This is a genomic window from Sphingomonas sp. GW821-FHT10F09 (assembly GCF_058809195.1).
Genome location: NZ_JBXASI010000003.1, coordinates 344,132 through 361,808 on the forward strand (window position 1 = coordinate 344,132; position 17,677 = coordinate 361,808).

Annotated in this window: 20 protein-coding genes; 8 read left to right on the top strand and 12 right to left on the bottom strand. The window is 70.0% G+C overall.

Annotation, left to right across the window (positions count from 1 at the left end):
* Positions 1 to 26 precede the first annotated feature (26 nt).
* Entirely contained in the window at positions 27 to 452 is a 426-nt protein-coding gene (gene arfB / locus AC1RTO_RS12315) for an alternative ribosome rescue aminoacyl-tRNA hydrolase ArfB (protein ID WP_493161121.1), read from the bottom strand.
* Positions 453 to 468: 16 nt separating this feature from the next.
* Entirely contained in the window at positions 469 to 1,137 is a 669-nt protein-coding gene (locus tag AC1RTO_RS12320) for an RluA family pseudouridine synthase (protein WP_493161212.1), read from the bottom strand.
* 46 nt (positions 1,138 to 1,183) lie between these two features.
* Between AC1RTO_RS12320 and AC1RTO_RS12325 the strand changes: the two genes are divergently transcribed.
* Together AC1RTO_RS12325 and AC1RTO_RS12330 are read left to right on the top strand one after the other, a co-directional pair.
* Positions 1,184 to 1,948, top strand: a complete 765-nt coding sequence (locus tag AC1RTO_RS12325) for a M15 family metallopeptidase (RefSeq protein WP_493161122.1) — start codon at positions 1,184 to 1,186, stop codon at positions 1,946 to 1,948.
* Positions 1,949 to 1,959: 11 nt separating this feature from the next.
* Positions 1,960 to 2,145: a hypothetical protein gene (locus AC1RTO_RS12330; protein WP_493161123.1), complete on the top strand. Its 186-nt coding sequence runs from the start codon at positions 1,960 to 1,962 to the stop codon at positions 2,143 to 2,145.
* Here the strand turns inward: AC1RTO_RS12330 and trmB are convergent, their stop codons facing one another.
* The gene (gene trmB / locus AC1RTO_RS12335; protein WP_493161124.1) at positions 2,146 to 2,826 is read right to left on the bottom strand and encodes a tRNA (guanine(46)-N(7))-methyltransferase TrmB; all 681 of its coding nucleotides are present in this window, start codon (positions 2,824 to 2,826) and stop codon (positions 2,146 to 2,148) included.
* A gap of 96 nt (positions 2,827 to 2,922) precedes the next feature.
* On the opposite strand from trmB, the gene AC1RTO_RS12340 reads away from it, so the two are divergent.
* The 3 genes from AC1RTO_RS12340 to AC1RTO_RS12350 all read left to right on the top strand — a co-directional run bounded on the left by AC1RTO_RS12340 (position 2,923) and on the right by AC1RTO_RS12350 (position 4,775).
* On the top strand, positions 2,923 to 3,744 hold the full coding sequence (locus AC1RTO_RS12340) for a formate/nitrite transporter family protein (protein ID WP_493161125.1): 822 nt from the start codon (positions 2,923 to 2,925) through the stop codon (positions 3,742 to 3,744).
* Entirely contained in the window at positions 3,741 to 4,358 is a 618-nt protein-coding gene (locus tag AC1RTO_RS12345) for a phosphatase PAP2 family protein (protein WP_493161126.1), read from the top strand. The genes AC1RTO_RS12340 and AC1RTO_RS12345 overlap by 4 nt, the downstream gene beginning before the upstream one ends.
* A 72-nt stretch (positions 4,359 to 4,430) precedes the next feature.
* Positions 4,431 to 4,775 carry a PilZ domain-containing protein gene (locus AC1RTO_RS12350; RefSeq protein WP_493161127.1) on the top strand — a complete coding sequence of 115 codons (345 nt, stop codon included), beginning with the start codon at positions 4,431 to 4,433 and terminating at the stop codon, positions 4,773 to 4,775.
* Positions 4,776 to 4,884: 109 nt separating this feature from the next.
* Here the strand turns inward: AC1RTO_RS12350 and metK are convergent, their stop codons facing one another.
* Together metK and lnt are read right to left on the bottom strand one after the other, a co-directional pair.
* Positions 4,885 to 6,102, bottom strand: a complete 1,218-nt coding sequence (gene metK / locus AC1RTO_RS12355) for a methionine adenosyltransferase (RefSeq protein WP_493161128.1) — start codon at positions 6,100 to 6,102, stop codon at positions 4,885 to 4,887.
* Positions 6,103 to 6,144: 42 nt separating this feature from the next.
* Positions 6,145 to 7,686: an apolipoprotein N-acyltransferase gene (lnt, locus tag AC1RTO_RS12360; RefSeq protein WP_493161129.1), complete on the bottom strand. Its 1,542-nt coding sequence runs from the start codon at positions 7,684 to 7,686 to the stop codon at positions 6,145 to 6,147.
* Positions 7,687 to 7,952: 266 nt separating this feature from the next.
* Between lnt and AC1RTO_RS12365 the strand changes: the two genes are divergently transcribed.
* Positions 7,953 to 8,387, top strand: a complete 435-nt coding sequence (locus AC1RTO_RS12365; RefSeq protein WP_493161130.1) for a VOC family protein — start codon at positions 7,953 to 7,955, stop codon at positions 8,385 to 8,387.
* On the top strand, positions 8,384 to 8,686 hold the full coding sequence (locus AC1RTO_RS12370; RefSeq protein ID WP_493161131.1) for a polyhydroxyalkanoic acid system family protein: 303 nt from the start codon (positions 8,384 to 8,386) through the stop codon (positions 8,684 to 8,686). The genes AC1RTO_RS12365 and AC1RTO_RS12370 overlap by 4 nt, the downstream gene beginning before the upstream one ends.
* Before the next feature lie 28 nt (positions 8,687 to 8,714).
* Here the strand turns inward: AC1RTO_RS12370 and AC1RTO_RS12375 are convergent, their stop codons facing one another.
* The 3 genes from AC1RTO_RS12375 to wrbA all read right to left on the bottom strand — a co-directional run bounded on the left by AC1RTO_RS12375 (position 8,715) and on the right by wrbA (position 11,288).
* On the bottom strand, positions 8,715 to 9,251 hold the full coding sequence (locus AC1RTO_RS12375; protein WP_293873338.1) for a response regulator transcription factor: 537 nt from the start codon (positions 9,249 to 9,251) through the stop codon (positions 8,715 to 8,717).
* Positions 9,248 to 10,543 carry an ATP-binding protein gene (locus AC1RTO_RS12380; protein WP_493161132.1) on the bottom strand — a complete coding sequence of 432 codons (1,296 nt, stop codon included), beginning with the start codon at positions 10,541 to 10,543 and terminating at the stop codon, positions 9,248 to 9,250. The genes AC1RTO_RS12375 and AC1RTO_RS12380 overlap by 4 nt, the downstream gene beginning before the upstream one ends.
* 145 nt (positions 10,544 to 10,688) lie before the next feature.
* On the bottom strand, positions 10,689 to 11,288 hold the full coding sequence (gene wrbA / locus AC1RTO_RS12385; protein ID WP_493161133.1) for an NAD(P)H:quinone oxidoreductase: 600 nt from the start codon (positions 11,286 to 11,288) through the stop codon (positions 10,689 to 10,691).
* Positions 11,289 to 11,407: 119 nt separating this feature from the next.
* Between wrbA and AC1RTO_RS12390 the strand changes: the two genes are divergently transcribed.
* Positions 11,408 to 12,313: a LysR family transcriptional regulator gene (locus AC1RTO_RS12390; protein ID WP_493161134.1), complete on the top strand. Its 906-nt coding sequence runs from the start codon at positions 11,408 to 11,410 to the stop codon at positions 12,311 to 12,313.
* Here AC1RTO_RS12390 and AC1RTO_RS12395 read toward each other — a convergent pair.
* From AC1RTO_RS12395 to AC1RTO_RS12410, 4 genes are all read right to left on the bottom strand, one after another.
* Positions 12,304 to 13,062 (bottom strand): SDR family NAD(P)-dependent oxidoreductase, encoded by a 759-nt coding sequence (locus tag AC1RTO_RS12395; RefSeq protein ID WP_493161135.1) that lies wholly within the window; start codon positions 13,060 to 13,062, stop codon positions 12,304 to 12,306. The genes AC1RTO_RS12390 and AC1RTO_RS12395 overlap by 10 nt on opposite strands.
* 46 nt (positions 13,063 to 13,108) lie before the next feature.
* Positions 13,109 to 13,864: a 3-keto-disaccharide hydrolase gene (locus AC1RTO_RS12400; protein WP_493161136.1), complete on the bottom strand. Its 756-nt coding sequence runs from the start codon at positions 13,862 to 13,864 to the stop codon at positions 13,109 to 13,111.
* Positions 13,861 to 15,273, bottom strand: a complete 1,413-nt coding sequence (locus tag AC1RTO_RS12405) for a Gfo/Idh/MocA family protein (protein ID WP_493161137.1) — start codon at positions 15,271 to 15,273, stop codon at positions 13,861 to 13,863. The genes AC1RTO_RS12400 and AC1RTO_RS12405 overlap by 4 nt, the downstream gene beginning before the upstream one ends.
* Before the next feature lie 76 nt (positions 15,274 to 15,349).
* A complete protein-coding gene (locus AC1RTO_RS12410) occupies positions 15,350 to 17,668 on the bottom strand; it encodes a GH92 family glycosyl hydrolase (protein ID WP_493161138.1) in 2,319 nt (772 codons plus the stop codon).
* Positions 17,669 to 17,677: the final 9 nt, after the last annotated feature.

Consider the following 17,677-nt stretch of genomic DNA (forward strand, 5'->3'; position numbering starts at 1 on the left):
CGGGCGATGTAGGCGTGGTGCCCGCCTCAATCCAGCCGCACCTTGCCGCGCCCGGCCTTGACCGTGCTGCGCCCCTTCTTCTCGTCGACGCGGCGTGCCTTCGCCGATCGGCTCGGCTTGGTCGGGCGGCGCGTCTTGGGGACGATCGTCGATTCCTGGATCAGCGCGACCAGCCGCTCGCGCACCTCGCGCCGGTTCATCTCCTGCGAGCGCGATCCGTCGCCGCGCAGCGTCAGCACGCCGTCCTTGCTGAGCCGCGATCCGGCGAGCACGCTCATCCGCTGCTTGACCATGTCGGGCAGGCTGGGCGAGCCCCAGACGTCGAAGCGCAGCATCACCGCGCTGTCGGTGGTGTTGACGTGCTGGCCGCCGGGGCCGGACGCGCGGGTGAAGCTCTCCTCGATCTCGCGGTCGTCGATCGCGATCGATCGCGTCACCTGAATCAGCGGCATGTGCGCGCCGCCCCGGTCACGCCGCCTCGGCGGCCGATGCGATCCCCGGCCAGTCCCCGAAGCGCGCCGGCAGCGGCGCCTCGGCGACGATCGGGTCCTTGTTGGCGCGCGGTATCGTGAGCGCGGCGGCGTGCAGCATCATGCCGCCGGGTTCGCCGGCGCCGTAATGCGGATCGCCGAGCACGGGCAGCCCCAGCCCGGTGGCGGCATGGACGCGGATCTGGTGCGTGCGCCCGGTCGCCGGGCGGAACTCGACCAGCGCGTGCCCGTCGCGCGTCGTGACGACGCGCCATGCGGTGCTCGCCGCCTTGCCGTTCGGATCGGCGACGATCCGCCAGCCCTCCTCGCGCGTGCTCACCTTGCCGAGCGCGAGGTCGATCACGCCCTCCGCCTCCGCTGGCACGCCGGCGAGGATGGCGAGATAGCGCTTCTCCACCTCGCCGCGCTCGAACGCCTGCTGGAATCGGGCATGCGCCTTGGGGTTGCGCGACAGCAGCAGGCAGCCGCTGGTGTCGCGGTCGAGCCGGTGCACCGCGGTCGGCCAGCGCTGGAAGCCGAACTTCAGCGAATCGAGGTGGTTTTCCAGACTGAGGGAGCCGTCGCGCGGCTTGTCGACCGGCAAGCCCGCGGGCTTGTCGATGACCAGAGCCTCGCCGTCGATGAACAATACGCGGTCGCCATGCATGCGAAACGCCTTGCCACTCCCCGCCCCTTCGCGCCAGAGCCGTTGCATGCGCCGCGTCCTCCCCCTGCTGCTCGCCGCGATCCTCGCCACGCCCGTCGAGGCGCAGCTGTGCGCCGGGGCCACCGCGAGCATGGCGAGCGACGGCCGTGTCTACGGCCATCTGCCCTATGGCGATGCCGCCCCGTCCGATCTGGTCCCCGCGCCCGCCGGCTTCGCGCTCAACGCCTGCATGGTCCGGCGCGACATGATCCCCGACCTCGAACGGCTGCTCGCCGCCGCGCAGGGCGATGCGGCGGTGATCGGGCAGCTCCGCGGCCTTTCCTGCCACCGGTCGATCATCCGCCAGGCCAACGTCTTCTGCCGCGAACATCCCGACACGGACGGCAACCCCGACGCGACGCGCGCGATCTCGGTCGCGCCGCCGGGGCATAGCGAACATTCCACCGGCTATGCGATCGACTTCGCCGTCCGCCCGGCCAACGGCTGTCCCGATGCGGAGGCGTGCATGGCGGCGACCCCGGCCGCGCGCTGGCTGGTAGCGAACGCGCCGCGCTTCGGTTTCGAGATGTCGTTTCCGGGCGGCAACCGCCAGACCGTGAAGTGGGAACCGTGGCACTGGCGCTGGGTCGGGGCGAACGCGAGCGCCCCCGGCGCCGCCCGCGCGCGGTTCCTGTTCGCCCGGGCGCGCGACCAGTTTCCCGCCGATCCGGCGGTCGACCGAATCGTCGTCACGGTCGCGTCGGTGACGCCGCTGGTGTACGTCGCGGTGCCGCCATGGACGGAGCCGAAGAAGAGACGGCGGCGCAGATAAGGAGCCGGACGATGTTCATGGACTTCCGCGACCAGCCGCCCCCGCCCCGCTGGGAACCGGCGCCGCGCCGCCCGTCGCTCACGCCGCGCGAACGCACGGCGGTGAAGGCGATCCTGCTGTTCAACGTGGCGATGCTGGTCTGCGGCCCGCTCGCCGGCGCGACCCTGTTCCAGGCGATCCCCGCGCTGTTCCGGTGATTACCGGCGGATATACCTGAAATACCACACCTCATGCCCCTGCCGGCGCGCCTTGCGTTCGTAGCGGGTTTCGGGCCAGTCGGCGGGGCGGGTGAGGAAATCGGCGGGCCCGGCGGCGGTCCAAACGAAGTCGCGGCGCTGATTCATCACCATCATCGACCAGCGGCAATAGGTCGGGTCGTCCGTCCCCAGCCGGAACTCCGCGCCCGGCTTCAGCTTGGCGGCGATCGCGTCGAGCGGGCCATGGTTCATCATCCGGCGCTTGGCGTGGCGCGCCTTGGGCCAGGGATCGGGATGGAGCAGGTAGACGCGCGAGAGGCTGGCGTCGGGCAGGCGCTCCACCACCTCCAGCGCGTCGCCCATGTGCAGGCGAACGTTGATGAGGCCACCGTCGCGAATATGGCCGAGCGCGCCGACGACGCCGTTGAGGAACGGCTCGCAGCCGATGAAGCCGGTGTCGGGGCGCATCGCCGCCTGCCCGGCGAGATGTTCGCCGGCGCCAAAGCCGATCTCGAGTTCGAGCGGACGCGCGTCGCCGAACAGCACGCCGGCGTCGAGCGGCCCGGTGTCGGGGACGCTGAGCGGCGCCAGCGTGTCCTCGACCAGCGCGGCCTGTCCGGTACGCAGCTTGTGGCCCTGACGACGGCCGTAGAGGCGGCGGATGGTGGCGGGATCGTTCATGGTGGCGCGCCCTAGAACACTTGGCCGGACAGGGAAACGGCACATTCGTCGCGCCGCGGCGGAGCAAAGCGGTGCGGGGTCCGTTGCACTGCCGTAATGGCCGATCCGACCCCCACCGCGCATGACGACGACGACGATCTGAAGGCGGCGGACGCCAAGGAACTGCATCGCGCGGTGCGTCAGGAGGGCGAGGAGGAATTGCGGCGCCCGGCGGCATCGCTGTTCTGGTCGGGGCTCGCGGCGGGGATCGCGATCACCGTATCGCTGCTGACCGAAGCGGCGCTGCATGCCGCGCTGCCCGCGGCGCCGTGGCGCGAGCTGGTGGTCGGGGTCGGCTATCCGGTCGGGTTCCTCGTGGTGATCCTCGGCCGGATGCAATTGTTCACCGAGAGCACGATCACCGCGATGCTGCCGCTGGCGACGCGACCGTCGCGCTGGGCGCTGGCGCGGACGGTGCGGCTGTGGGGCATCGTGCTCGCCGCCAACCTGCTGGGGACGGCGATCGCCGCGCTGGCGATGGCGGGCGGCGCGCTGGGCAGCGACGCGATCCGGGAGGCGGCGCTGACCCTGTCGGCCGGGATCACCGAATTGTCGGCGGGCCGGACCTTCGTCAATGCCGTCCCCGCGGGGTTCATGATCGCGATCCTCGCCTGGGCGCTGCCCAATGCGCGCGAACAGAGCGTGCCGGTCATCGTCATCGTCACCTATGTCCTCGCCATCGCCGGGTTCAGCCATTCGATCGTCGGATCGGCCGAGGCATTCCTGCTGCTGTTCGCCGGACGGACAGACGTGTGGCAGACGGTGGCGGAACTGATCGCGCCGGCGGTGCTCGGCAATCTGGTCGGCGGTGCGGGCATCTTCGCCCTGCTCGCCCATGCGCAGGTACGCGGCGAGATGCCGCAGGGAGACGATAGTTGAGCAAGAAACCGGGCAAGGCGAAGAAAGCCGCCAGGACATTGGCCAGGGCCGACCGCGAGGCGACGCACGATGCCGCGCGCCACCGCGACGCGGCACCGGTCCGGGTCGCGGGGTTCCTGGGAGAGATCGCCGATCAGCCGCAGCTGATCGCGGTATCGACCGCGACGATCGCGGCGGGGCTCGTCGGGCGCCGCGCCGACCTCGTCCGCGGCGGCGTCCGGATGCTCGCCGCGCACCTGCTTGCCACTGCGGTGAAGACGGCGATCAAGCACCGGTTCGACCGCGCCCGGCCGAGCAAGGCGCTGGACGACGGCCACGCCCGCTTCGAGCGCGGCGAGAGCCACGATCACCAGCTGAATTCCTTTCCCTCCGGCCATACCGCCGGCGCGGTGGCGGTGGCGCGCGCCGCCGCGCGCGAGATCGACGGCGCCGCCCTGCCCGCCGCGCTCGGCGCTGGCGCGATCGCCGCGATCCAGCCGGCGGCCGGCAACCATTACCTGTCGGACGTCATCGTCGGCGGCGCGATCGGCTGGATCGCCGAGGCGGTGGTCGACGCGATGATGGAGCAACTGCCGCGCCTCGAGAACAAGGCGAAAACGGACATTTCCGCCTGAGGCGGGCCTGACCCGGCCGGAAATTTACCTTCGCCTTACTATCTTCTGGCAAGAATGGCGGCGGAGACACCTATGCCAGACTTATCCGAACCAGCGCGGGAGAAGCGCAACAGCGTGATCGTCCGCGCCGCGGTCGCCTTTCCCGGCGGCCTGCCCAACGAACGGCGCGTACGCAACCTGTCGCGCTCGGGCGCCTGCGTCGAACATGCCGGCGAACTGGCGGCGGGCGCGACGGTCCAGCTGCAGATGGGGACGATCACCGATCTCGCCGCAGAGGTGATGTGGGTGACCGAGCGGCTCGCCGGCCTGCGCTTCGCCGAGCCGATCGACCTGGACGAGGCGCGCAAGCCGCGCGGCATCGGCACGACGCCGAAGGCGGGCTGGATCGCCGAGATCAACGACGCCTATCGCCGCTGAGCGACGCGGATCGGGCCGAATGCAAAACACCCTCCCCCGCCGATCGGCGAAGGAGGGTGCGATGTCGAACCCGCGATCCATGCCGGGCGATCTGCGCCGGCGGTAGACGTCAGGCCACGGCGGCCTTCAGACGATCGACCAGATCGGTCTTTTCCCAGGTGAACAGGTCGCCCTCCGGCTCACGGCCGAAGTGACCATAAGCGGCCGACTTGACGTAGATCGGCGCGTTGAGCTTCAGATGCTGGCGGATGCCCTTGGGCGTCAGGCGGACGAGCTGCGGCAGCACCTGCTCCAGCTTCGCCTCGTCGACGGTGCCGGTGCCATGCGTGTCGACATAGACCGACAGCGGCTCGGCGATGCCGATCGCATAGCTGAGCTGGATCGTGCAGCGCTTGGCGAGACCCGCAGCGACGACGTTCTTCGCCAGATAGCGCGCGACATAGGCAGCCGAGCGGTCGACCTTGGTCGGATCCTTGCCGCTGAACGCGCCGCCGCCGTGCGGGGCCGCGCCGCCGTAGGTGTCGACGATGATCTTGCGGCCGGTGACGCCGGCGTCGCCGTCCGGTCCGCCGATCTCGAACGCGCCGGTCGGGTTGATATAGACCTTGGTGTCTGCGGTGACGAAGCCATCGGGCAGGATGCCGGTAAACACGCCGGTGACGTAGTCCTTGAGGACATCATACTTGGCGGGATCGGCATTCTCGCCCTGCAGGCAATAGCCGACCTTGTGCTGGGTCGAGACGACCAGCGCGACCGCACGGGTCGGCACGCCATTCTCATATTGCAGCGTCACCTGGCTCTTGGCGTCGGGCTCGAGGAACGGCGCCTTGCCCGAATGGCGGTCGGCCGCCATCGTTTCGAGGATTTTGTGGCTGTAATAGAGCGTCGCCGGCATCAGGCCCGGCGTCTCGTCGGTCGCGTAACCGAACATGATGCCCTGGTCGCCCGCGCCCTCGTCCTTGTTCGACCCCTCGTCGACGCCCATGGCGATTTCGGCGGACTGGCCGTGCAGGTTGTTTTCGAAGCGGAAGGTTTCCCAGTGGAAGCCCGACTGTTCGTAGCCGATGCGCTTCACCGTCGCGCGGACCGCCGCCTCGATCTCGGCGAGCGCGCCATCGGCCCAGGCGCCGTTCTCGTACACGCCCTTACAGCGAATCTCGCCCGCCAGCACGACGAGGTTGGTCGTCGTCAGCGTCTCGCACGCGATGCGCGCCTCGGGGTCCTTGGACAGGAACAGATCGACGATCGTGTCGCTGATCTGGTCGGCGACCTTGTCCGGGTGACCTTCGGAAACCGACTCGGACGTGAAGATGTAGCTGCTGCGCATCACTGCCTCATAACGATATAAAGAAACCTTTATATGACCTCCCTAACGTGCGCGGCGGCGGATGGCAATCGCGGCGATCAGGAAGGCGAGGCCGACGATCAGCGCCGCCCAGTTGCCGATTCGGCTGAACGGCGTCGGCGGCAGCGCGGGCGGCATCGGTAGCTCGATCGCGCCCGCGGTTTCGTGCGGCACGGTGGCGAGCAACGTGCCGTCGGCGGCGATCACCGCCGAGATGCCGGTCGGCGTCGAACGCACGATCGGCAGCCCTTCCTCGATCGCACGCATCCGCGCCTGCGCCAGATGCTGCGGTGGCCCCCAGCGCCCGAACCAGGCGTCGGTGGAGGGGTTGAAGATCATCTGCGGCCGATGCGCCCGGTCGACGACCTCGCCCGAGAAGATGATCTCGTAACAGGTCTGGAACCCGATCGCGCCGAAGCCGGGAACCGCGAGCGTGCGCGGCCCGGGTCCGTCGTCGAAGTCGAAATCGCCCGGCACCAGCCGCGCGATGCCGATCGGGCGGAGCAGCCACGGCATCGGCAGATATTCGCCGAAGGGAACGAGGTGCGCCTTGTCGTAGCGGCCGACGATCCGGGCGCGGCTGTCGATCGCGACCACCGCATTGGCGGCACCCGCGACGTCGCCGGCCGCATCGAAGCGCAGCGGCGTATGCCCGGTGAGCAGGATGTCGCGGGGGCCGAGCAGCTGTGCGAGCCGCCAGCGGTTGAACAGCGGGCTCTGCCCGTCATAGATCCAGCGCGGATAGCCGCTTTCCAGATAGTCGCGCATCACGCCCTCGGGCCACAGCACCAGCCGCGGGCGCGGCCCCGGGCGGCCGGACTGGCGGATCAGCGCGGCGAGCATCCGTTCCTGATCGTCCTGCCCGCGCGCGTCCTGCCCGATATTCGGCTGCACCACGCGCAACAGCGGCGCGTCCGGTGCGGTGGCGGGAGCGCGCGTCCACGGCGCGGAGATCGCGGCGAGCACCAGCACCGCCGCCAGCCCGGCGGGCAGCCGCCAGCGCCGCCGCGACAGGAGCAGCAGCGACACCGCCATGAGCAACGTCACGCCCGACAGCGCATAGGTGCCGATCCACGCCGACAGCCGCGCGACGCCGATCACCGGCAGCCAGATCACGCCGATCGGGTCCCAGGCATAGCCGGTGAACAGCGTCGCGCGCAGATATTCGCTGCCGATCCACGCCGCCGCGAAGACGAGCGCATAGCCGGCATCCGGCCGCCGGCTTCGCCCGAACCGCCAGCCGATTCCCGACACCAGCATCGGGAACACCGCCAGATACAGCGCCAGCCCGACCGCGGCGAAATAGCCGAGCACCGGCGGCATCTTGTCCTGGAAGTCGAAGGCGTGCTGGAACCAGTTGTTGTTGATCGTGAAATGCCCGACGCCCCAGCACCAGCCGATCCACAGCGCCCGCCGCCCCGTCGGCGCGGCATGGACCAGCGCAGCAAGGCCGGCGAGCCCGGCAAGGGTCAGCGGCCAGAGCTGCAGCGGCGCGAATCCGGTCGCGGCGAGCGCACCGAGCAGGAGCGCGACCAGCGCGGGACGGCGGGAGAGGAGAGCAGGCATCGCAGCGGCCTGTAATGCGCCCGCGGCGCAATGTCCCGCGCTGCGATTTGGCGCGCTGCGGGAGACTCGCCCGTGCGGGTGCTGCTTCCCACCCCTCTGTTCCCCGGCGAAGGCCGGGGCCCAGTTGGGCGAACGGTTGCGATAACGGCCGATGACCTTCCCAACTGGGCCCCGGCCTTCGCCGGGGAACCGTGGGGAGGTTGGGGATCGCCCCCCCCGTCCGCACAGGCTGGCATCCATCCGCGCCCCGCCCTATCTCCACGGGCATGACGCTGCGACCGTTCCACCTCGCCTTTCCGGTCCACGACCTTGCCGCCGCGCGCGCCTTCTATGGCGGGACGCTCGGATGCGCCGAGGGGAGGTCGAGCGACCAGTGGATCGATTTCGACCTGTTCGGGCATCAGATCGTCGCGCATCTCGATCCCGCCGCACGGGCCGTCGCAGTCGAGAATGCGGTCGACGGCCATGCCGTCCCCGTGCCGCATTTCGGGGTGGTGCTGACCATGCCCGACTGGCAGGCGCTGAGCGCGCGCGTCGCCGCCGCCGGCGTGCGCTTCGGCATCGCACCGCACATCCGCTTCGCGGGACAGGCCGGCGAGCAGGCGACGATGTTCTTTTACGACCCCTCCGGCAACGCCCTGGAGTTCAAGGCGTTCGCCGACGACGCGATGCTGTTCGCGACCACAAAGGATCCTGCATGAGCGCCCCCATCGACATCAACATCCCCCATCAGCTCGGCAAGCAGGCGGTCCGCGACCGGCTGGACGGCGGGGTCGGCAAGATCGGCCGGATGATCCCCGGCGGCGCGCAGGTCGATCATCGCTGGGAGGCGGATACGATGCATTTCACCGTGCAGGCGATGGGCCAGTCGATCGGCTGCCGCGCGACGGTGTCCGACACCAACGTCCATGCGATCGTCGACCTGCCGGGCTTCCTCGGCCTGTTCGCCGGGAAGATCCGCGACGTGATCCAGCAGGAAGCGCCCAAGCTGCTGAAGTGACGGCGGGCGGCGCGGCCGGCGCGCGCGCCTATCCCATGTGACGCTTGTCGAGCTTTCGCGCGAGCGTTCGGCGGTGCATGCCGAGGCGCCGGGCGGCTTCGGAGATGTTGAAGTCGACGTCGGCCAGCGTCTGGTGGATATGCTCCCATTCCAGCGTCTTGATCGAGGTCGGCGGCGCCGTGGCGATCGTCGCGTCGGCATCGCCGTCGACGCGCGCGAACGCCGCCTCGATATCGTCGGTGTTGGCGGGCTTGGTCAGGTAGTTGGTCGCGCCGAGCTTGATCGCCTCGACCGCGGTGGCGATGCTGGCGAAGCCGGTGAGCACGACGATCTTCATCGCCGGATCGAGCGCGTGCAGCGCCGCGACGCAGGTCAGCCCCGATGCGCCGCCCAGCCTGAGGTCGACCACCGCATGATCCGGGCGGAAGTCCGCGACGCGCGCCTCCAGCCCGTCGGGTCCGGGCAGGGTCGCCACCGCATAGCCGCGCCGTTCGAACGATCGCGCCAGCGTCCGGGCGAAATTCGCATCGTCCTCGACGATCAGCAGACGGCGATCACCGGTCATGCCGCAGCCTCCAGCGCGAGGCTGGCGAGCGGCAGCCGCAGGACCGTCTCCGCGCCGCCGCCCGCCAGATTGCGCGCCTGCAGCGTGCCGCCCAGCGTCCGCAGCACGTTGGTGGCGAGGAACAGGCCGAGCCCCGCGCCGCGCCGGTCCTTGCTGCTGTTGTACGGGCGGCCGAGCTGCGCGAGCACCGCGGCGGGGAAGCCGCTGCCGTCGTCGTCGACCGTCAGCACCAGCATCGTCTCGTCCTGCACGCCGTCCAGCGTCGCCGTGAGCGCGATCGCCGTCGCCCCGGCTTCCGCGGCATTGTCGAGCAGATTGACCAGCGCCTGCCCCAGCGCGCGATCGGCGACGATCGGCCGGTCCTCGCCCAGCCGGTCCGCGAAGGCCACGCTGCCCGGCCATGCCGCGACGATCCCCGACAGGAAGCGGCGCAGCGTCGTCCGCTCGGGCGCCTCGCCGGTCACCTCGCCGGCAGCGAACAGGATGCCCGACACGATCGCCTTGCAACGCATCACCTCGGCCTGCATCTCGTCCACCTCCGCCGCCAGTCGCGGTTCGTCGCGGATCGCCGCCTCCCCCTTCCAGTCGCCGAGCAGCACCGAGATCGACGACAACGGCGTGCCGAGCTCATGCGCGGCGCCGCTCGCCAGCAGGCCCATACGGACGATATGATCCTCCTCCGCCGCGCGCTGGCGCATCGCGGCGAGGTGCGAATCGCGGCTGCGCAGATTGGCGGCGATACGGGTGACGAACAGCACCAGCAGCACCGCGGCGAGCACGAAATTGCACCACAGGCCGAGCACATAGGCGGGCGACAGGCTGGTCGCGAGCCACGGCGGCAGGTCGAGCGGCGGGCTGACCAATGCGACCAGCGCGAAGGCGGTGGCGGTGAGCCCGACCAGCGCCCAGCTCGACCAGGCGTGGAGCAGCACCGCGCCCATCACCACCTGCAACAGATAGAGCGAGACGAAGGGATTGGCGGCGCCGCCGCTGAGGTGGAGCTGCACCGTCAGCGCGACGACGTCGCAGGCGAGCGCGCCGAACAGCTGGAAATTGGTCACCGGCCAGTGCGGATGGCCCAGCCACGTCATGACGTTGAGCATGACCAGCGCCGCCAGCACCACCGCCATCGGCGCGATCGGCAGGCGGATGCCGAAGCCGTAATGCACCGTCAGGATCGTCGCGAGTTGCCCGCCGACCGCGAGCCAGCGCAGCAGCACCAGCTGGCGCATGTTGCGCGCGGCCGCATCCTCGGGCGCGGGCGGCGGCAGGCGGGTGGGGTGCGTGGCCATCGCCGCCGGTGTAGGCGCGATTCGGGGAGAGTGCGACACCCCTCGCGCGGGCATGCGCGCCATTCGCCATCGTGGCACGGCAATCCAGTGCCGCGCCGCGGGCGGCACTGGATTGCTTCGCTGCGCTCGCAACGACGAGGGGTGGTTACTTCAACTTGGCGGCCGTCTCGGCGATGCGCTTGCCCTGGTAGCGGGCGCCGGCCAGCTCTTCCTCATGCGGCTGGCGCGAACCGTCGCCGCCGGCGATCGTCGTCGCACCGTACGGCGACCCGCCGCGGACCTCGTCGACGCCCATCTGGCCCTGGAAGCCATAGTCCAGTCCGACGATCGTCAGGCCATGGTGCAGCAGGTTGGTGATGATCGAGAACAGCGTCGTCTCCTGCCCGCCATGCTGGCTGGCGGTCGAGGTAAAGGCGCCGCCGACCTTGCCGACCAGCGCGCCTCTCGCCCAGAGCCCGCCGGTCGTGTCCCAGAAGCTCGCCATCTGGGCCGGCATGCGGCCGAAGCGGGTCGGCGCGCCGACGACGATCGCGTCATATTGCGCCATCGCGTCCGGTCCCTCGATCACCGGATGGGCGGTGTCGGTCTTGAAGTGCGCAGCCTTGACGACCTCGTCCGGTGCGGTTTCGGCGACGCGGCGGATGTCGACTTCCGCTCCGCCGGCGCGCGCGCCCTCGGCGACCGCGTCCGCCATCTGTTCGATATGGCCGTAGGAGGAATAATAGAGCACCAGAACCTTGGTCATGCGAGCGTCTCCAGATCGTGTCGGGGCCAAGATGGGCGTGGCCGACCATCGCGTAAACGGAAACGATGGAAACCGATCGTTTCTGCGCTAGGTTCCGCGGCGCTGCGTGGAGGACGAGGATGCGATTACCCGATCTGGAAGCCTGGGCGATCTTCGCCGCCGTGGTCGAGCATCGCTCGTTCAGCGGTGCGGCGGAGGGGATCGGGCTCAGCAAGGCGACGGTGTCGAAGGCGATCACCCGGCTGGAGGAGCATATCGGCCAGTCGCTGTTCCACCGCACCTCGCGCCGGCTCGCGCTGACCGAGGCGGGCAAGCCGCTGGCGGAGCATGCGCAACGCATCCTCGCCGAGGCGCGCGCCGCCGAGGAGGCCGCACGCGATGCGGCCAGCGCGCCGACCGGCCGCGTCCGGCTGGCGACGCCGATGAGCTTCGGGGTCAGCAACGTCGCGCCGCTGCTCGCGACCTTCCTCGCCGCGCATCCCGGCGTCGAGATCGACCTGCATTGTTCGGATGCGCGCGTCGACATCGTCGCGGAGGGGTTCGACGTCGCGCTGCGCATCGGCGACCTGCCCGACAGCAGCCTGCGCGCGCGGCGGCTGTGCGATATCACCACCTATCTGGTCGCGGCGCCCGCCTATCTGGCCGCGCACGGCACGCCGCAGCACCCCTCCGACCTCGCCCGCCACCGCGTCCTCGGCTATTCGAACGTGTCGGGGCCGTGGCGATTTCAGCATCCCGACGGCAGCGACCTGTCGATCAAGCCCGAGGGGCCGCTGACCGCGAACAGCGGCGAGGCGCTGCTGCCGACGCTGCTCGCCGGGCTCGGCATCGCGCGCCTGCCCGGCTTCATCGTCGGGCCGCACATCTCCAGCGGCGCGGTGGTGCCGATCCTCGAGACATGGGCGCCGGCGCCGATTGGCCTCCACATCCTCACCCCGCCAAGCGCCTTGCGCCCGGCGCGGGTCGAGGCGCTGATCGCCTTCCTCTCGGCGACGTTGCGCGATCCCTGCGCCGCTCAGGACTGACCGGCGCGCGCCACCTGGAATCCGGCGAAGGACTGGCTGACCGGCATCAGCTCCAGCCGGTTGATGTTGAGGTGCGGCGGCAACGTCGCCACCCACAACATGGTCGCGGCGATATCCTCCGCGGTCATCGGATCGGCGCCCTTGTAGAGCGCATCGGAGGCCGCCCGGTCGCCACCGGTGCGCACCGTGGTGAACTCCGTCTCGACCATGCCCGGCTCGATCGAGGTGACGCGGACGCCCTTGCCGTGCAGATCGGCGCGCAGGCCGAGCGAGAATTGCTCGACGAACGCCTTGGTCCCGCCATAGACGTTGCCGCCGCTGTACGGATAGGTCGCGGCGACCGACGACAGGTTGATGATCGCGCCGCGCCGCGCGACCAGCCCGGGCAGCAGGCGGTGGGTCAGCGCCACCAGCGCGGTGACGTTGGTCGCGATCATCGTGCGCCAGTCGTCGAGGCTTGCCTCCTGCGCCGGCTTCGTCCCCAGCGCGAGCCCGGCATTGTTGATGAGCAGGTCGATGTCGCGCCAGTCGTCGGGCAGGCCCGCCAGCGCCGCGTCGACTGCGGCATCGTCCGCGACGTCGAAGGCGAGCGTGTGGACCGCATCCGCGCCGAGGCGATCCTGCAACGCAGCGAGCCGGTCGGCGCGGCGGCCGGTGGCGATCACCCGCCAGCCCGCGCCGACGAATTCCTCGACCGCGGCGGCGCCGATGCCCGATGTCGCGCCGGTGATGAAGGCGGTGGCTGTCATGGTGTCTCTCGCTCGCATGGAGTTCGCCGCCTACCAGACGGACCGGTCATTTCAACTCACGCAGCCAGATCGACCGGAAGCTGATCGGCGCGCTGGGATCGCCATGGTCCTGCAGCTTGATCGGCGCGGGGCCGTGCGCGGTGTAGCGCGGGGCGCCGATATAGGCGGTCTCGCCGGTCAGCGCATAATGGTCCTGCACCAGCACGCCGTTCATCAGGACGGTGACATAGGCGGGGCTGACCAGCTTGCCGTCGGCGGCGAACACCGGCGCGGTCCAGACCACGTCGTAACTCTGCCATTCCCCAGGCGCGCGGGTCGGGTTGGCGAGCGGCGGGGATTGCTTGTAGATGCTGGCCGCCTGGCCGTTGACGTAGGTTTTGTTGCGATAGCTGTCGAGGATCTGGAGTTCGTAGCCGGCATCGCCGTCGCCGGTGGAGGCGAGGAACAGCCCGCTGTTGCCGCGCCCCTGCCCCTCGCCGACGATCCCGGCGGGCACGCGCCATTCGAGGTGCAGCTGATAGTTGCGGAACGCCCTCTTGGTCTGGATGTTGCCCGTTCCCTTGCGCACGGTCAGCACGCCGTCCTTGACCGTCCAGCCCGCCGGTCCCTTGTCCTTGGTGCTGGCCCATTGGTCCAGCGAGGTGCCGTCGAACAGCACGATCGCGTCCGACGGTGCAGGCACGGGCGGCGTCGCCGGGACGACGACGACCGGCGGCACGGGCTGCCAGACCTCGGTATCCTGCGGCTTCGCGCCCGACTGGGCGAGCAGGAGCATCGAACTGATAATATAGGGTGCGATCATAGCGACCATCCTTTGCGATACTCCCGATCGAGGAAGCGGTTGGCGTCGGGGACGTTGGTGATCCGGCCGGACGCCCCGTCATAGTCGATCGGCTGGTCGGCGCGAAGCGCCACCATGCCTAGGATCATCGTTTCGTTGAGCGGCACCGCCACCGCGAAGGGCGAGGAGATCGCCTCTTCCCCGCGGATCGCGCGGATCCAGTTCATCTCATGCCCGTCGCGCCCGCCGAGGATGCGCGCCAACGACACCGGCACCGCCGCCGCGCGCGCCGCGACGCCATCGCCGATCAAAACCGGTTTTTCCCCATAGGTGTTGTGCATCAGCATCCCCGCCTCCCCAACGTACAGCACACCGCCGTCGGGGTTCATCCGCGCGGTCGCCGGCATCGCTTCGGGCGTCGGCGGCATCAGCCCGCCGTCATACCAGGTCATCGTCACGGGCCCGCCCTTCGCATTGCCGAAGCGATAGGTGGTGACGGTGGCGAGCGGATAGCTGCCGAGGTCGGCGGGCGGCTTGCCGTCCCAGATATCGTCGTCGCCGCCCCAGCGGCTGTGCCGCGTCTCGATCCGCGTCGGCAGGCCGGGATCGAGCGCCCAGACCGGAAAATCGATCAGATGCGCGCCCATGTCGCCGAGCGAGCCGACGCCGAACGGCACCCAGCCGCGCCAGTTGAAATGCGCATAATCTGGGTGATAGCCCCAGTCGACCGGCGCCGGCCCCAGCCACAGGTCCCAGTCGAGGCCGGCGGGCTTCGCCACCGCCGCGGGGCGTGGCTCGCCCTGCGGCCAGACCGGCCGGTTGGTCCAGGCGTGCACCTCGCGCACCCGCCCGATCGCGCCGCCGCGGATCAGCTCGACCACGCGCCTGCCGTCGTCGCCGGAATGGCCCTGATTGCCCATCTGGGTCACGATCCGGGGATTGCGGCGCGCCAGATCGAGCAGCGTGCGGCCTTCGCGGACGGTATAGGTCAGCGGTTTCTGGACATAGACGTGCAGGCCCCGCTCCATCGCCGCCTTGGCCGCGAGTGCGTGGTGATGGTCGGGCGTCGCGATCACCACCGCGTCGATATCCCTGCGGCTGTCGAACATGCGGCGATAGTCGGCGAAGCGGGCGGCGCGGTCATAGGCCGCCTTCAGCGCCTGGCGGTCGGCGCGTACCGCGCCCTTCGCATCGGTGAGCGATTTCGCGACATGGTCGAAATCGACGTCGGCTGCGGCGACGATATTCTGGCCGGTGAGCTTCGCCATGTTCTGCGCGCCCATGCCGCCGGCGCCGATCACCGCGATATTGACCCGGTCGCTCGCGGCGATGCGCCGCGCAAGTGCGGTGCCGGGCATCGCCAGCGTTCCCGCCGCCGCCGCGCCGCCCAGCCAGTCGCGACGCGTCATGCCGTCGCCCGGTCCGCTCACCTGTCGCATCGTCGCAGCTTCTCCCGTCGTCGTTGATCCCTGCCCTGTCGCGGCATCGTATGTCCCGGCGTCGTCTTCAGGCCGTCCGGCCGAAGGAGGGCGGCCGGTCCGCCTTCGCCGCACCGAAGGTCGATGGCTTCGCCCCCATCGTGAATTCCAGTTCGCCGCCGCGGACGAGGTCGGCATGGCCGATCCAGTTCCGGGTCCACGCCCTGCCGTTCCAGCGGACCGACTGGACATAGGGGCTGTCGGGCGCATTGCCCTTCGCGGTCACGCGCAGCGTCCGACCGCCGCCCAGATCCACCTCCGCCGCGTCGAACAGCGGCGAGCCGAAGACATAAACCGCGCTGACCGGATCGACGGGATAGAAGCCGAGCGCGGAGAGGATGAACCACGCGCTCATCTGCCCGCAATCGTCGTTGCCGATGACGCCATCGGGGTCGGCCTTATACATCTCGGTCAACAGCCGCCGGACCATCGCCTGCGTCTTCCACGGCGCGCCGGCATAGGCGTACAGATAGGCGGCATGCTGGTCGGGTTCGTTGCCATGCGCATATTGTCCGACCAGCCCCGAAATGTCGGGCGGCGCATTGCGGGGCAGCGTCGATGGCGCGCTGAACAGGGCGTCAAGTTTCCGGACGAAGCCGGCATCGCCGCCGAACAGCGCGATCAGGCCATAGACGTCGTGCTGGTTGAGGAAGGTCGCCTGCCAGCCGTTCGCCTCCGTATAGTCGCGATATTTGTCGGGCGCATGGCCGAGCTGGATCGGGTCGTACGCCTGCCACCAGTTGCCGTCGGCGAAACGCGGCCGGGCGAAGCCGATCGCGGGATCGATGACGTTGCGATAGTTGAGGCTGCGCCTGCGCAACGTCGCGGCATCGTCGCGCGCTCCCGCCGCATCGGCTAGCACCGCCATCGCCCAGTCGTCATAGGCATATTCCTGCGTCCGGCTGACCGATTCCCACACCTTGTCGGCGGGGACGAAGCCGAGGTCGTAATAGAAGCCGCGGCCGAGCGTGCTGTCGATATCGGGGAAGTCGCGGTCGAAGGCGCGGCGGCGGATCTGCGGCCAGGCGGCGGCATAATCCGCCTTCACCCCCTTCACGCATGCCTCGGCGAGCACGGACACGCCATGCCAGCCGATCATGCAGGCGGTCTCCACCCCCTGCAACGGCCAGACCGGCGGCCCGGCGGGGCTCTGCACGGTCTGGCGGACGAGATCGCGGGTCAGCAGTGCCGCCTTGTCGGGTTGGACGAGGTTGAGCAGCGGATGCAGCGCGCGATAGGTGTCCCACAGCGAATAGGTGCTGAACGCCGCCTCGCCCGACGGCACCGTATGCACCTTGCGGTCGAGCCCGACGTAGCGGCCGTCGCGATCGGTGAAGAGCGTCGGCGACAGGAAGGCGTGGTAGAGCGCGCTCGCCATGATCGTGCGCTGTTCGGGCGTGCCGCCGGTGACGCGGGCGCGGTCGAGCTCGCCCTGCCAGCGGCGCGCTGCCGCACGGCGGACGGTGTCGAAGCGCCAGCCCTGCGCCTCGCCGGCCAGCGCCGCCTTCGCGCCGGCGACATCGACCGCCGAGATGCCGGTCTTGACGAGGATCGGTTCGCCGCCCGCCTGATCGAAGAAGAACGCGACCTTGAGCCGGTTGCCGGCGATGCCGGTGGCACCGGCCGCGGCGGGCGCATCGTCGTCGCCGAAGAACTGCACCCGGTCCGGCCGGCGCGACAGCTGCATCGCGAAATGGATGCGCCGCCCCTTCGCCCAGCGATGGACGCGGCGACTGCCGGTCAGCAGCCCGTCGGGTGACAGCGCCAGCGACGCCTCGTCGATCAGCGTCCCCTTGTCCCACACGTCGAGGATCATGTGCGCGAAATCGACCAGGATATGCGCTGGCCCCTGCGGGAAGGTGTAGCGGTGGTGGCCGGTCCGGTCTGTCACGGTCAGTTCGGCGAGCACGCCCGATTCCAGCCGCACCCGGTAATAACCGGGCTCCGCCAGTTCGTCGGTGAAGCGCTGGCGATAACCCTCGTCCGGCTTGCCGAGCGCGCCCGGCCTGAGCTGCAGCGGCCCGCGCGTCGGCACGACCAGCACGTCGAGCATGTCGCCGATGCCGGTGCCGGACAGGTGGGTGTGGCTGAACCCCATGATCGAGCCGTCGTCCTGATGATAGCCCGAACAGGCATCCCAGCGGCTGTTGTCGGTATCGGGACCGAGCTGCACCATGCCGAACGGCAGCGTCGGGCCCGGATAGGTGTGGCCGTGGCCGCCGGTGCCGACGAACAGGTCGGGCCTGCCCGCGGCCGGTGCCTGCGCCGGGGCCGCGGCTGGCATCGCGCCGGCGATCCCGGCAAGTCCGGCGCCGGCGATCACCTGACGGCGGTTGGCAAGGGTCATCGTCGTGTC

Coding starts and splice junctions, on each gene's coding strand:
- arfB (WP_493161121.1), bottom strand. CDS start 452: ATGCCGCTGATTCAGGTGACGCGATCGATCGCGATCGACGACCGCGAG.
- AC1RTO_RS12320 (WP_493161212.1), bottom strand. CDS start 1,137: ATGCATGGCGACCGCGTATTGTTCATCGACGGCGAGGCTCTGGTCATC.
- AC1RTO_RS12325 (WP_493161122.1), top strand. CDS start 1,184: ATGCGCCGCGTCCTCCCCCTGCTGCTCGCCGCGATCCTCGCCACGCCC.
- AC1RTO_RS12330 (WP_493161123.1), top strand. CDS start 1,960: ATGTTCATGGACTTCCGCGACCAGCCGCCCCCGCCCCGCTGGGAACCG.
- trmB (WP_493161124.1), bottom strand. CDS start 2,826: ATGAACGATCCCGCCACCATCCGCCGCCTCTACGGCCGTCGTCAGGGC.
- AC1RTO_RS12340 (WP_493161125.1), top strand. CDS start 2,923: ATGGCCGATCCGACCCCCACCGCGCATGACGACGACGACGATCTGAAG.
- AC1RTO_RS12350 (WP_493161127.1), top strand. CDS start 4,431: ATGCCAGACTTATCCGAACCAGCGCGGGAGAAGCGCAACAGCGTGATC.
- metK (WP_493161128.1), bottom strand. CDS start 6,102: ATGCGCAGCAGCTACATCTTCACGTCCGAGTCGGTTTCCGAAGGTCAC.
- lnt (WP_493161129.1), bottom strand. CDS start 7,686: ATGCCTGCTCTCCTCTCCCGCCGTCCCGCGCTGGTCGCGCTCCTGCTC.
- AC1RTO_RS12365 (WP_493161130.1), top strand. CDS start 7,953: ATGACGCTGCGACCGTTCCACCTCGCCTTTCCGGTCCACGACCTTGCC.
- AC1RTO_RS12370 (WP_493161131.1), top strand. CDS start 8,384: ATGAGCGCCCCCATCGACATCAACATCCCCCATCAGCTCGGCAAGCAG.
- AC1RTO_RS12375 (WP_293873338.1), bottom strand. CDS start 9,251: ATGACCGGTGATCGCCGTCTGCTGATCGTCGAGGACGATGCGAATTTC.
- AC1RTO_RS12380 (WP_493161132.1), bottom strand. CDS start 10,543: ATGGCCACGCACCCCACCCGCCTGCCGCCGCCCGCGCCCGAGGATGCG.
- wrbA (WP_493161133.1), bottom strand. CDS start 11,288: ATGACCAAGGTTCTGGTGCTCTATTATTCCTCCTACGGCCATATCGAA.
- AC1RTO_RS12390 (WP_493161134.1), top strand. CDS start 11,408: ATGCGATTACCCGATCTGGAAGCCTGGGCGATCTTCGCCGCCGTGGTC.
- AC1RTO_RS12395 (WP_493161135.1), bottom strand. CDS start 13,062: ATGACAGCCACCGCCTTCATCACCGGCGCGACATCGGGCATCGGCGCC.
- AC1RTO_RS12400 (WP_493161136.1), bottom strand. CDS start 13,864: ATGATCGCACCCTATATTATCAGTTCGATGCTCCTGCTCGCCCAGTCG.
- AC1RTO_RS12410 (WP_493161138.1), bottom strand. CDS start 17,668: ATGACCCTTGCCAACCGCCGTCAGGTGATCGCCGGCGCCGGACTTGCC.